The sequence below is a fragment of the Acinetobacter sp. Ac_5812 genome, assembly GCF_013072695.1.
GTDB lineage: Bacteria > Pseudomonadota > Gammaproteobacteria > Pseudomonadales > Moraxellaceae > Acinetobacter.
The window spans coordinates 102721-117841 of record NZ_LXUK01000024.1; the positions used below are offsets into that span (position 1 = coordinate 102721).

Genomic DNA, 15121 nt, shown 5'->3' on the forward strand with positions numbered 1-15121 from the left:
TTTGCTGATTAGTGACGTGCTGCTTTTGCTTCTTCGACTGGTTTTACAATCGGTGTCTTTGGCAAAGGCTTTGGTGTATCTGTCAGTGCTAAAGGTAGAATTTCATCAATGCTTTTCACTGCTTTGATTTCTAATCCTTCTTTAACATTGTCAGGAATTTCAGCCAAATCACGGACGTTATCTTGTGGAATAAACACCAGTTTGATTCCACCACGGTGAGCCGCAAGAAGCTTCTCTTTTAAGCCACCAATGCGCATCGCGCGACCACCAAGACTCGTTTCACCTGTCATTGCAATGTCAGGACGAATCGGGATACCTGTAAATGCCGATACAAGGGCAGTGGTCAGGGCCAAACCAGCAGATGGACCATCTTTTGGTGTTGCGCCTTCAGGTAAGTGAACATGCACATCAGTTTCTTCAAAACGAGATGCTTCAATTCCCAATTCATCAGCACGGGTACGAACGACAGTCATTGCTGCAGTGATTGATTCTTTCATCACATCACCGAGTGAACCAGTGGTGATGAATTTGCCTTTACCTTTCACCGCTGCAACTTCAATGGTAAGTAATTCACCACCGACTGAAGTCCAAGCCAAGCCATTGACACGACCTACTTGTGCTTCATCTTCTGCAATACCAAAGTCAAACTTATGTGGGCCGAGGTATTCAGGAAGATTGGCAGAAGTTACATCGAGCTGTAAATTCTTAGACTTCTTGCTCACCGCTTCTTTTACGACTTTACGGGCAATCTTAGAGACTTCACGTTCTAAGCTACGAACACCGGCTTCACGTGTGTAACGTTGTACGATATCGCGGATTGCTTCTTCGTGAACAGTCAATTCTTTTGCGCGTAAACCATTGTTCTTGATTGCTTTCGGAACAAGGTAACGTTCAGCAATATTCACTTTCTCATCTTCGGTATAACCCGGAAGACGAATGACTTCCATGCGATCCAGCAAGGCTTCAGGAATATTCATGCTGTTTGCTGTACAGATGAACATGACTTCTGAAAGGTCAAGGTCAAGATCTAAGTAATGGTCATTGAACTTGCTGTTTTGTGATGGATCAAGTACTTCAAGCAATGCTGATGCAGGATCACCACGGTAGTCTTGTGCCATCTTGTCAATTTCGTCGAGTAAGAACAATGGGTTTTTAACCCCAACTTTCGTTAGCGACTGCACAATTTTACCTGGCATCGCACCGATATAAGTACGACGGTGACCACGAATTTCAGCTTCATCACGTACGCCACCCAGTGCCATACGGACAAACTCACGACCTGTTGCTTTGGCAACTGATTCACCGAGTGAAGTCTTACCAACACCTGGAGGACCGACTAAACAAAGGATTGGCCCCTTGAGTTTTTTGACACGAGACTGAACTGCCAAGTATTCAACAATACGATCTTTTACGTCATCTAAGCCGTAATGATCTGTATCAAGAATTTCCTGTGCTTTCGCAAGATTAATACTGACCTTACTCGCTTTATTCCAAGGCGTATCTAAAATAACTTCTAGATAGTTGCGAACAACAGCAGCTTCGCTTGAAGCAGGTTGCATCGCTTTCAGCTTACGAAACTCAGCTTCAGCTTTTTTACGTACGTGCTCAGGTAAATCTGCTTCCGCAAGACGTTTTTCAATTTCTGCAACGTCATCTTCCGCACCGCCATTCATATCGGAAAGTTCACGTTGAATCACTTTCATTTTTTCATTTAGAAAGTATTCACGTTGGTTCTTTTCCATTTGACGTTTTACACTGTCGTGCAGCGTTTGCTCAATTTGCTGTTCAGCAGATTGATTCATCAAATAGCTCATTAACTCTTGTAAGTGATCTTCAAACTCGTCGTGCTCTAAAAATTTTTGTTTCACTTCAATATTTAAAGGTACACGAGTTGCAACGAAGAACATCAATTGCAATAAGTCTTCGATTTTGTTTGCTGCTGCGACGAGTTCACGTGCATTACGTAGTTTCGCTTCTGCATATTGAGCGAATAGGGTACGTAATTCATTTAAGCGAGTCTCTTGGGTCTCTTCGTCCAAAGGTAATGTCATTGGGCTTAAATGATGTTCAGCTGTTAAGTATTCTTCTCCGTCAATAATGCGTTCTAACTTAGAACGATGTAGACCTTCAATAAGTACTTTAATGCAGTTCTCATCATTTTCATGATTGACTACTTGTACGATCTTAGCCACGGTTCCATATTGATAGAGATTATCGTGATCAATTTCTTCTGTGAGCGAATCTTTTTGCGCAACTACAAATACTAAATTGTCACTGTTACGAGCCACATCCACTGCATTGATCGATTTTTCACGACCCACGAATAGCGCGATTTGCATGTGTGGATACACCACAACATCACGTAACGCTAATAGTGGTAATACACTTGGAACCTGTGGCTCTAAGCTAGTTTCATTGTTTAAGATATATTCAGACATGGGCACTCCTAATGAGTGACAACGGTGTTGCCATGTTTTTTATAGTGATGTGCATTTGAAAAAATACAAGGGGGTAGGATTAGAAAATATAAAAAAAAGACTAAATTACTCAAGATTCATTGCGGAAATAAGAAAAAAAGCATGCTAAGGCATGAAATAATAAAACTTTTTAGGGCAAAGTAAGGCATTTAAAGGTTGGTCCCATTTCTGCCTTAATAGCGGGGTGTCAACATATTGAAATGTGTGAGCAAGACCAAGACGATAAGGACGATGTTTGGCTGATGCCAAAGTTCGATCATAGTAGCCGCCGCCCATACCAATGCGTGTTCCAAACTGATCACAAGCCAGTAATGGCATAATGAGTAAGTCTAAATATGAAACATGCTTGCCACGACTTGCCATCGGCTCTTTCATCCCCAAAGGATGATGGGAAAAACGTCTATTTAAATATTGTTTTGATGTCACATGTACCCACACCAAATTCTGATTCATATTGCAAATCATAGGTAAAAACACCTGTTTCTTTTGCTGAAAACAAAGCTTTATCAATTGATCAGTATGTATCTCTCCAAAGGCATGTAAATAAAGTCCAATTCTTGATGCAGATTTAAATCGAGTAAATTGTCTAAGTTGAACCAAAACACGTTGTTCAGCTTTCTTCTGTTCGTAATGAGAGAGTTGTCTTCTTTTTGAACGGAGTTGTTTTCTTAATGAGTTTAATGTGTAGCTCATAAGGTTTAAAAAAAACTGTTTTGAGGTAAAACCAATCATACCTGATTTATTGTCTGAATTCTAAAATCAAAGCTTTCTATACTTTTAAGTAAAATTAAAAACTCACACAGTAATCTATATTTATTCTAAAAAGTATGATTTTAATGATTTATTCCAATAATTAATGGGTGTTTGAGGTATTGAATATTATTTATTAATACATTAATGAGTAATTACTCTATTTTTCATGTTATTTATAAAATAAAACATAATAAAAACAAAACAAAACAAATAATTATTTTTACTATATGTATCAAATATTTGTCTAATTTTTTATTTTGTAAATATGAGAAATATATCTCATTTTTTAGGTGAAAATGTTTATTCATACTTTACCGATTTCCTTGGTTTTATTAGCATCCGTGACTCTTTTTTTAGCACCGAACTAAAAATGCTCATTGGCATTTTTAGACCATCAATAACTGTAGTAATGATCTGAGAATTTTTATGAATAAAGTCTATAAAGTGGTTTGGAATGCATCGATTGGCGCATGGGTTGCAACATCGGAACTCGCAAAAAGCAAAACAAAAACCAAATCAAAAGTTCTCAATTTATCTGCTGCAGTTTTAGTTGGGGCTGTTACTTTCTCTTCAAATGCACTTGCAGGGACAGTACTGGGGAATGGAAGTAGCACACCGAATAAATGTAATAATTCAGGCTCTGTAATTGTAGGTGGGGGCAATACCCAATCTTGTGCGAATAGTGATTTTGCTATTGCAGTGGGTAATGATGTGCAGTCAACAGGTAGGGGATCAATTGCGATTGGTAGTGGCTCAAGAGCTGAGTCAAGACAACCGAATCTTGATGGTAAAGGGGCTATTGCAATTGGTAATGATGCAATTGCTTATGGGGATAATTCAGTTGCAATTGGTGGTCAAGCCAGTACAACAGAAGACTTTACAGTGTCTTTTGGGCATAAAAAAGGTGATCCTAAGTACTATCAAGGTAAAGAACAAGGTGCTTGGGAAGACGATAGATTTTTGAGAATCACCAATATTGCAGAAGGTGTTAAAGATAATGATGCGGTGAATGTATCTCAACTTAAAAGTGCCGTAGCAGAAGCAAAAACACATTATGTGAGTATTAATGATAATGGCACGAAAGGTAGCAATTATGAGAATGATGGCGCTAAAGGTCGTAACTCAATTGCTGTCGGTGTAAATACAACTTCTAATGGCATAGAGTCAGTCGCGGTTGGCTCAAATGCAAAAGGCGTAGGTACTGGTGCAATTGCTGTCGGTAGTGCAAGCGAGACAGTTGGTAGTGGTGATGTATCGATTGGTCGTAATGCCACAACTAAAGGTGCAACAGGTGTATCCAGTAATCAATCAATTGCGATTGGTGACCAAACTAAAGCCATCGGTGATCAATCCATTGCCATTGGTGCTGATGTTGTCGCACGTGGTAATTCATCGGTCGCAATCGGTGGTGATGACGTTGACAAAATTGCTCGTGATGCTGAATTAAGTCAAAAATACACCGAAATCACAGGCGGAAAGTTACAAGCTGGTAAATATCCAACGACTGAAGCAAACCATGGCTCTACGGCAGTTGGTGTCCAAGCTGTAGGAACAGGAGCATTTGCTTCGGCTTTCGGTATGACCTCTAAGGCGACAGGTGATGCTTCATCTGCTTTTGGTGTGATGTCTAACGCATCAGGTAAAGGTGCTTCTGCATTTGGTGCGGTTGCACAAGCAACGGGTGATGGTGCCTCAGCAATGGGTATTAACTCACTTGCTTCTGGGAATAATTCAACTGCAATTGGTTCTGGTAATAATCCAGGTGAAGGTGCGACAGCAACCGGTAACGGTGCTGCTGCGGTAGGTAGTAATGCCAAGGCGACAGGTGATAGTTCAGCTGCAATTGGTAAAGGTGCTGAAGCAAGCAATGAAAATGCTGCCGCAGTGGGTGGTGGTGCAAAAGCAACGGGTAAAAACTCAGCAGCAATTGGTGGTGGTGCAATTGCAGATCAGGAAAATGCAGTTGCAGTTGGCCAAGGTGCGCAATCAATGGTTGTTGGTGGTGTCGCACTAGGTGCCCGCAGCCGAGTTGAAGCTGAAAATAGTGTGGCATTGGGTCAGGATGCGGTTGCAACTGAAGCAACAGGCAACTCTTTCTTAACGAATCGTGATGCATCTATGTCGAATGGTGTTGTGTCAGTCGGTTCTGTCGGTAAAGAACGCCGTATTACCAATGTTGAAGATGGCTCTGCTGACTCAGATGCAGTGACGGTTCGTCAGCTTAAAAATGTTGATTCTCGTGTTAATGATAATGCTCAAAATATCACTAATAATGCCAAAAACATTACGAATTTGAATCAAAAATTAGATGATACCAAAACTGATTTAGGTAACCAAATCACGGACACTAACAACAAGTTAAATGACACGAAAAATCAGTTAACGACTCAGATTACAGATACGAAAACTGAGTTAAACAATACGATCAACAACACCAAAACCGAGTTGGAAAACAAAGGTCTGAACTTTGCAGGTAATGCGGGTGCAGATGTTCATCGTAAGTTGGGTGACAAGTTAAATATCGTGGGTGGTGCGGATGCAGCAACAGCAGAAGACAAAACCAGCGGTGAAAACGTGATTACCCGTACAACAGCAGATGGTATCAAAGTTGAATTGTTGAAAGATGCGAAGTTTGACAGCATTACCACTGGTGACACTGCAGTAAACAACAATGGTTTAACCATCAAAGATGGTCCAAGCATCACCAAAGATGGTATCAATGCAGGTAACAAGGTCATTAGCAATGTAGCTGATGGTAAAGATGGTAAAGATGCAGTCAATGTTGACCAGTTAACCAAAGTTAAAGATGGGTTAGATGGCAAAATTACTGATACCAACACCAAGTTAGACGATGCGAAAAAAGACTTGGGTAACCAAATCACGGACACTAACAACAAGTTAAATGACACGAAAGACCAGTTAACGAATCAGATTACAGATACGAAAACAGAGTTAAACAATACGATCAACAACACCAAAACCGAGTTGGAAAATAAAGGTCTAAACTTTGCAGGTAATACAGGTGCAGATGTACATCGTAAGTTGGGTGACAAGTTAAATATCGTGGGTGGTGCTGATGCTGCAACAGCAGAAGACAAAACCAGCGGTGAAAACGTGATTACCCGTACCACAGCAGATGGCATCAAAGTTGAATTGTTGAAAGATGCGAAGTTCGACAGCATTACCACTGGCGACAGCGTACTCAACAACAAAGGCTTAACCATCAAAGATGGCCCAAGTATCACCAAAGATGGCATCAATGCGGGTAATAAAGTCATTAGCAATGTAGCTGATGGTTCAATTGCCAAGGATTCTAAAGATGCCGTGAATGGCGGTCAGATTCAGAATATTTCTGACAGCATCAAGAACAGCATCGGTGGCAATACGACTGTTAATAAAGACGGTAGTATCACGACCAATAACATTGGCGGAACTGGTAAAGACAACATCAATGATGCAATCAAGTCGGTTGATGACAAAGTCACAACAGGTGTTAATGATCTGACTAACAAAGGCTTGAACTTCGCTGGTAATGCCGGTGCAGATGTACATCGTAAGTTGGGTGAGAAGTTAAACATCGTGGGTGGAGCTGATGCAGCAACAGCAGAAGAAAAAACCAGCGGTGAGAACGTCATTACCCGTACTACAGCAGATGGCATCAAAGTTGAGTTGTTGAAAGATGCGAAGTTCGACAGCATCACGACTGGCGATACAGTTATCAACAATAACGGTTTAACCATTAAAGATGGTGCAAGCATTACCAAAGATGGCATCAATGCGGGTGATAAAGTCATTAGCAACGTTGCCGATGGTAAGGATGGTAAAGATGCAGTCAATGTTGATCAGTTAACCAACGTTAAAGATGGTTTAGATGGCAAGATCACTGATACCAACACCAAGTTAGACGATGCCAAGAAAGACTTGGGTAACCAAATCACGGACACCAACAACAAGTTAAATGACACAAAAGATCAGTTAACGACTCAGATTACAGATACCAAAACTGAGCTGAATAACACGATCAACAACACCAAAACTGAGTTGGAAAACAAAGGCCTGAACTTTGCAGGTAATGCAGGTGCAGATGTACATCGTAAGTTGGGTGACAAGTTAAACATCGTGGGTGGTGCAGACGCTGCAACAGCGGAAGACAAAACCAGCGGTGAAAATGTGATTACCCGTACCACAGCAGATGGCATCAAAGTTGAATTATTGAAAGATGTGAAGTTTGACAGTATTACGACTGGCGATACAGTTATCAACAATAACGGTTTAACTATTAAAGATGGTGCAAGCATCACCAAAGATGGCATCGATGCGGGTAATAAAGTCATTCGCAATGTTGCTGATGGTAAAGATGGTAAAGATGCAGTCAATGTTGACCAGTTAACCAAAGTAAAAGATGGTTTAGATGGCAAGATTACTGATACCAATACTAAGTTGGACGATGCCAAGAAAGACTTGGGTAACCAAATCGCGGATACCAACAACAAGTTAAATGACACGAAAGATCAGTTAACGACTCAGATTACAGATACCAAGACTGAGTTAAACAATACGATCAATAACACGAAAACAGAACTCAATACCAAGATTGACAACACCAAGACTGAGTTGGAAAACAAAGGTCTAAACTTTGCAGGTAATGCAGGTGGAGATGTGCATCGTAAGTTGGGTGATAAGTTAAACATCGTGGGTGGTGCTGATGCTGCGACATCGGAAGACCAGACCAGCGGTGAGAATGTGATTACGCGTACCACTAAAGATGGTATCAAGATCGAGTTGTTAAAAGATGCGAAATTCGACAGCATCACCACTGGTGATACGGTATTAAACGACAAGGGTGTAACCATTAAAGATGGTCCAAGCATCACCAAAGATGGCATCAATGCAGGTAATAAAGTCATTAGCAATGTTGCCGATGGTTCAATCGCGAAAGGTTCTAAAGATGCCGTGAATGGCGGTCAGATTCAGAATATTTCTGACAGCATCAAGAACAGCATCGGTGGCAATACGACTGTTAATAAAGACGGCAGCATTAGCACCAATAACATTGGTGGAACTGGTAAAGACAACATCAATGATGCAATCAAGTCGGTTGATGACAAAGTCACTACGGGTGTTAATGATTTAACCAACAAAGGTCTGAACTTTGCAGGTAATGCAGGTGCTGATGTACATCGTAAGTTGGGTGATAAGTTAAACATCGTGGGTGGAGCCGATGCAGCAACAGCAGAAGACAAAACCAGCGGTGAAAACGTGATTACCCGTACTACAGCAGATGGCATCAAGATCGAATTGTTGAAAGATGCGAAATTCGACAGCATCACGACTGGCAATACGGTACTAAACAACAATGGTTTAACTATTAAAGGTGGTCCAAGTATCACAATAAATGGTATTGATGCTGGTGGTAAGAACATCACTAACGTTGCGGATGGTGTTAATGGCAAAGACGCAGTCAATGTTGACCAGCTGACCAAAGTAAAAGATGGTTTAGATGGCAAGATTACCGATACCAATACCAAGTTAGATGATGCCAAGAAAGACTTGGGTAACCAAATCACGGATACCAAAGATCAGTTAACAACTCAGATTACAGATACCAAAACTGAGCTGAATAACACGATCAACAACACCAAAACTGAACTTAATACCAAAATTGACAACACCAAGACTGAGTTGGAAAACAAAGGTCTGAACTTTGCTGGTAATGCAGGTGCAGATGTACATCGTAAGTTGGGTGATAAGTTAAATATCGTGGGCAGTGCTGATGCTGCAACAGCGGAAGACAAAACCAGCGGTGAAAACGTGATTACCCGGACCACAGCAGATGGTATCAAGATTGAGTTGTTGAAAGATGTGAAGTTTGACAGCATTACCACTGGCGATACGGTATTGAACGACAAAGGTGTGACCATTAAAGATGGTCCGAGCATCACCAAAGATGGCATCAATGCAGGTAATAAAGTCATTAGCAATGTTGCTGATGGTTCAATTGCCAAAGGTTCAAAAGATGCAGTGAATGGTGGTCAGATTCAGAATATTTCTGACAGCATTAAGAATAGCATTGGCGGTAACACGACTGTTAATAAAGACGGTAGCATCACGACCAATAACATTGGTGGAACTGGTAAAGACAACATCAATGATGCAATCAAGTCGGTTGATGACAAAGTCACTACAGGTGTTAATGATCTGACCAATAAAGGTCTAAACTTTGCAGGTAATGCAGGTGCAGATGTACATCGTAAGTTGGGTGAGAAGTTAAATATCGTTGGTGGTGCTGATGCAGCGACTGCAGAAGACAAAACCAGCGGTGAAAACGTGATTACCCGTACCACTGGAGATGGCCTCAAGATCGAATTTTTGAAAGATGCGAAGTTCGACAGCATCACCACTGGTAATACGGTATTGAACAACAATGGTTTGACGATCAAGGGTGGCCCAAGCATCACAATTAACGGTATTGATGCAGGTGGTAAGAAAATTACCAATGTCGCTGATGGCGTTGGTGCAAAAGATGCGGTAAATAAAGGTCAGCTTGATAAGCAAATCAATGATGTTAAAGACCAAATCGGCAAAGAAATCGGTGACTTGTCAGACAACGCTGTGAAGTATGACAAAGACAAAGATGGCAATGTTGATAAAAACTCTGTGACTTTAGGCGGTGGTGATAAAGGCACAAACCTGAAAAATGTTGCTGATGGTAAGGTTGAAGAAGGTTCGAAAGATGCTGTAAATGGTGGTCAGTTATGGGATGTTCAGAAGCAAGTTGATAAAAACTCAAATGATATTCAGAACATCAATAACAACATCAATAACATTAACAATGGTAAGTCTGGTCTGGTTCAGCAACAGACGCCAAATGGTGAAATTACCGTTGGTAAAGATACGGGTGGTACAAGTATCAATATGGCCGGTAAAGATGGTGATCGTGTGGTGCAAGGTGTTAAGGACGGTGAAATCAAAGCGGGTTCTAACCAAGCTGTGAATGGTGGCCAGATCCATAACATTTCCAACAGTATCAAGAACAGCATTGGTGGCGAGACTGTTGTTAATCAAGATGGCAGTATTACGACTAACAATATTGGTGGTACAGGTAAGAACAATATTAATGATGCGATTGGAAGTTTGAACCAGTCAAATCAAGAGTTGGGTAACAAGATCAACAACCTTGGTGATCAGTTACAACAAGTGTTCTATGACACCAACAAACGTATCGACAATTTGGAAGACAAAATGTCTGCGGGTATTGCTGCAACAGCTGCACTTGAGCAAGCACCTTATGTACCAGGTAAGTTAACCATGGCAGTCGGTGCGGCCTACTACAACGATCAAAATGCAGTAGGTGTGACGTTCCGTCGTACTGCCGATAATGGTCGCTGGTCATTGACAACGGGTGCTGCTTTAGGCAGCCAAGGTAGCCCATTGGTACGTATTGGTGTAAGTACAATTATCGACTAATTGCCTTCAATAAGGAGAGTCCTAGACTCTCCTTATCCAACAGATATTGTGAGTAAAGAAATGAACAAGAATATTCAAATTTTGATGATGGCAACTTTAGTCGGTTTAACAACAACCACTACTTTTGCACAAGAAGAAGTTGTGGCTCAGCAAGAAGAAATTAAGTTTCCAGCGGTTGAGAAAAGCTATTTAAAACAAGTACAGCGTTATGAATACGATAATGTTGCACGTTTAGATACAGGTCTGACCAAAGATCAAATTCGTCACATTTTGGGCCATCCGCAATTTAGCGAAGGCGTATTCTTTGTAAAAACTTGGAATTATATTTTAGATATTCGTCAGCCGAATAGCCAAGACTATTTACGTTGCCAATTACGTGTCGATTTTGATAAGAAGTATCTTTCAGAAAGATTGTCTTGGAAAGGTGAAGCATGTGAAGGCTTAATGGCTTGGGGTGCTAATAATCAAGTTCCAAATGATGCCAATGTAAATGGTGCACGTTCAGGAAGTGTGTTCTTTGCATTTGATCGTTTTAATTCAGGTGCGATCGAACAAGGTTCTAGTTCTGTTGCTTCAATTGCACAACGTATTAAACAAAGTAATTCGACAGGTCCGATTGTTGTAGCAGGTTTTGCTGACCCATTAGGTAAATTTGCTTATAACCAACAATTGTCATCACAACGTGCCAACACCGTGGCAAAGTTGTTGATTAATGAAGGTGTTTATGCGAATCGTATCCAAATTCAAGCCAATAGCCAGACTGATTTATATCAACAATGTGCAGGTCATAAAGCAAATACTCAATTAGTTAATTGTTTAGCTCCAAATCGACGTGTCAATGTGACTTGGTAGAAGACCTAAAAACAAAAAAGGCCAGCATAAATGCTGGCCTTTTTTTATTTTTTTGACATTTAGATACAAATATTAATGCGCAATTTGCACATAAATATAGGAAAAGGGTGTCAATTAATGTCATGTATCAACTTTTTTTGTACAGCATTATTCGTTTTATAAAAAAATATTTATTTATTGTTAAAAATTAACTATTGATTTTTAAAACATAAATTATAAAAAACTATAATATTTTTTTGATTAAATCAGTGACTTATTAGGTATGAAGTAAATATTATTGTGATTTACATCTCACTTTAAAAGCGTTATTTTATGAGCAATAAATTACATTTCTTTACTTAATAGACAGACTTGTACACATAATTGTACGTGTTGTAACTTTTATCTGCGTTTGGAAAAATATTATGAATAAGGTTTATAAGGTTGTATGGAACGCCTCTTTGGGTGCTTGGGTAGCGGTTTCGGAACTTGCTAAAGGAAAAGTAAAAGGCAGCAATGGTAAGGTTGGGGAAATTTCTATTGTTGAGGATTCTAATGAGAAGAGTCATTCTGAGACAATAAACTTAAAGAGCTTATCATTAGCAGTAATTACAGTAGTTGCCCCTACTTTGACTTACGCAGGTACTGAAGTTAGTGGAACCCCGACTAAAAGTGGGGCTAATATTACCAATATTAATACTTGTACAGCATCTGCGACTACTACAAATGGAGTAGCAATAGGATGTTCTAGTATTGCTGGAGCAAAGGACTCTGTAATTGCGGATAGATCCAATCCATATAATACTAGTACTAGTAACAGCAGAGTAACTTTTGATACTACATCTGGTGGTAATACTGCGATTGGTACAGGTGCTTCTGCCGGAAATGCAAATCAGGGATTAGCTACTGCTATAGGGACATACGCAACTGCAAATAATATTGCTGCAGTAGCAATAGGTGCCGCGGCTTTATCGACAGGAAATACTTCTTTATCTATTGGTCGTCAATCTGCTGCAACTGCAGATTATGCTCAAGCTATAGGTAATGTAGCTGCAGCAACAGGAACTGGTGCTCTTGCTATTGGCCATTCAGCAACAGCTACTGGTTATCGTGGTATTGCGATTGGTTCACCTGATATTGATAATGCTTCTGTAGTTGCTGGCCAAGCTGGGGCAGCATATCAAACTGTTGGGCAAACGAAAGCATCTGGGCGGGACGCAATTGCTTTTGGTGGTGGTTCTCAATCGTTAAAAGATGAAGGGATGACTATAGGGGCCTTCTCTGGTGCAACAGAACAAGGTGCAGCAGTGGTTGGTGTCCGTGGTGCTGCATTAGGACAACAAAGTTTATCTATTGGTAATGGCGCAACGAATGTTACAAGCGGTACAAATGCACCTATTCAATTAGCGACCTCTTTAGGGCAAGGCACGATAACAAATAAAACGGTTGGTTCTCGAGTTTTTAACGGTTCGAATACAGTAAAAGATACTCGAGGAGGGACTGCTGGCACGCTAACTGGGACAGTAGACGGTGTAGCAATTACAATTAATCAGGCAGCTGGGACTGGTAATGCAACGACAGGTACAGTTGGTGCGATCACTGGTGGATCATACAACGGGCAAACGTTAACAGCCGAACAAGCGGATGCTTTATATCAATCTTTAGGACATGGTGGATCAGTTACTTTAGGGCAACGTGCGATTGCTATTGGTACGGCAACGGCTGCACTAGCAAATAATGCTTTGGCTTTAGGTAGTACATCTTTGGCAAGTGGGGAAGGTGCTGTTGCTATCGGTAGTGGTTCTACTGCAACAAAAACGGATTCTGTCTCTATTGGGCGAGGGGCTGGTAGTAGTGTTACGTCAGGTGTTGCTATTGGTGCAGAGGCAAAAGTCACAGGTGATAATAGTATTGCATTAGGGCAAAAATCAGTTGCTTCCGCACAAACAGGCTCTTCATTTTTAACAAATGTAGGGGCAACAACACAAGGAACAATTTCAGTTGGTGATGGCACTAACAATGTTAAACGTCGTCTAACTAATTTGGCAGATGGTGCCGTAGACTCTGATGGTGTAACAGTTGCTCAATTAAAACAATTCAAAGTAATAACAGATAAGCAAGGTGCTGATACTGCTGCTGCTTTAGGTGGTGGTTCAACTTATAATTCAACTACGGGGGCAGTTACAACCCCAACTTATAATGTAGGTGGTACTACAAAAACGAATGTTGGTGATGCCATTACGAATATTGATAATCGTACAACTAGCTTAGAAAATCAGACATGGAAGTTAAACACCAATTCGGATACTGCTGCAGTCGTAGGTAAAGACGCAGAAGTTAAATTTATTGATGGCAAAAATATTAAGCTTTCTCGGACAGGAACTAGCATTACTGTTGCAACAGCAGACTCTGCAAAATTTGATAGTGTTAATGCTGGTGGTACAGTTATTAATAACAATGGTTTGAGTTTTGTACAGGCAGATGGAACTACACCTGTTACAAATAGTCCAAGTATCAGTAAAACAGGTATCAATGCAGGCAACAATAAGATCAGCAATGTTGCGAATGGCGCGGTGGCATCTGGTTCTAAAGATGCAGTCAATGGCGGCCAGTTACAAGGAGTAGCTGACAGCGTTAAAACCGCGATTGGTGGCAACACGACGATAGATGCAACGACAGGTGCGATCACGACCAGCAACATTGGTGGTACAAATTCGAACACGATTGACGGTGCGATCACGAGTGTAAAAAGCACAGCAGATGCAGCTAAAACGGCAGTAGACAAAGGCATCAACTTTGGTGGCACGACAGGCAAGAACAACTATGCCTTGGGCAGTGATATCAATGTAAAAGGCGACAGCAACATCACCAGCACAACAGTTGCAGGCGGTGTACAACTGGGCTTAGCGAACAACATTACCATTGGTAGTGGTGCTGGAACGAATCCTGTTACGATTAACGGTACAGCAGGTACAGTTAGTGGATTAACGAATAAGGCTTGGAGTGGTACAGCCACAACTGGTCAAGCAGCAACAGAAGATCAATTAAAAATCGTAAGTGATGTTGCAAGTAACGCAAATAAAGGTTGGAAAGTTAACACTGGCTCTACGACTGGTGGAACTGTATCTGGTAATGCTTCAACGCAGGTTTCTCCAGACCAAGAAGTGAAGTTTATTGCGGGTAAGAATGTAGCAATTACACAAAATGGTAAGGATATCACCGTTGCAACCAGTGATAACCCTAACTTTACGTCTGTTACAGCAGGTAATAGCAAATTAGATAACAGTGGTTTAGTTATTAAAGATACGACTGGCGGCCTAAATGTAAGTAAAGATGGTGTCAAATTTGTTGATGCAGATGGTGTGACACAAACAACGAACACACCAAGTCTAAATAAGACAGGCATCAATGCAGGCAACAACAAGATCAGCAATGTTGCGAATGGCGCGGTGGCATCTGGTTCTAAAGAGGCAGTTAATGGCGGCCAGTTACAAGGAGTAGCTGACAGCGTTAAAACCGCGATTGGTGGCAACACGACGATAGATGCAACGACAGGTGCGATCACGACCAGCAACATTGGTGGTACAAATTCG

5 protein-coding genes are annotated in these 15121 nt (G+C 40.9%); 3 read left to right on the plus strand and 2 right to left on the minus strand.

Translation table 11 applies throughout. The annotated features are described in order from the left end of the window. Positions 1 to 8: 8 nt before the first annotated feature. A complete protein-coding gene (gene lon, locus A7P55_RS18915) occupies positions 9 to 2438 on the minus strand; it encodes an endopeptidase La (RefSeq protein ID WP_171553363.1) in 2430 nt (809 codons plus the stop codon). Positions 2439 to 2582: 144 nt separating this feature from the next. Further along, on the minus strand, positions 2583 to 3170 hold the full coding sequence (locus A7P55_RS18920; protein WP_171553364.1) for a 5-formyltetrahydrofolate cyclo-ligase: 588 nt from the start codon (positions 3168 to 3170) through the stop codon (positions 2583 to 2585). Positions 3171 to 3656: 486 nt separating this feature from the next. Between A7P55_RS18920 and A7P55_RS18925 the strand changes: the two genes are divergently transcribed. The 3 genes from A7P55_RS18925 to A7P55_RS18935 all read left to right on the plus strand — a co-directional run. Further along, complete coding sequence (locus A7P55_RS18925) at positions 3657 to 10697, plus strand: ESPR-type extended signal peptide-containing protein (protein ID WP_171553365.1); 7041 nt, start codon at positions 3657 to 3659, stop codon at positions 10695 to 10697. A 60-nt stretch (positions 10698 to 10757) separates the two neighbouring features. Continuing rightward, positions 10758 to 11549, plus strand: a complete 792-nt coding sequence (locus A7P55_RS18930; protein ID WP_171553366.1) for an OmpA family protein — start codon at positions 10758 to 10760, stop codon at positions 11547 to 11549. A 404-nt stretch (positions 11550 to 11953) separates the two neighbouring features. Next, positions 11954 to 15121 (plus strand): ESPR-type extended signal peptide-containing protein (locus A7P55_RS18935; protein ID WP_289847054.1); only part of this gene is annotated, 3168 nt, incomplete at its 3' end.

Bases quoted from the DNA above. Each gene is read 5' to 3' on its own strand.
- lon (WP_171553363.1), bottom strand. From the start codon at position 2,438: ATGTCTGAATATATCTTAAACAATGAAACTAGCTTAGAGCCACAGGTT.
- A7P55_RS18920 (WP_171553364.1), bottom strand. From the start codon at position 3,170: ATGAGCTACACATTAAACTCATTAAGAAAACAACTCCGTTCAAAAAGA.
- A7P55_RS18925 (WP_171553365.1), top strand. From the start codon at position 3,657: ATGAATAAAGTCTATAAAGTGGTTTGGAATGCATCGATTGGCGCATGG.
- A7P55_RS18930 (WP_171553366.1), top strand. From the start codon at position 10,758: ATGAACAAGAATATTCAAATTTTGATGATGGCAACTTTAGTCGGTTTA.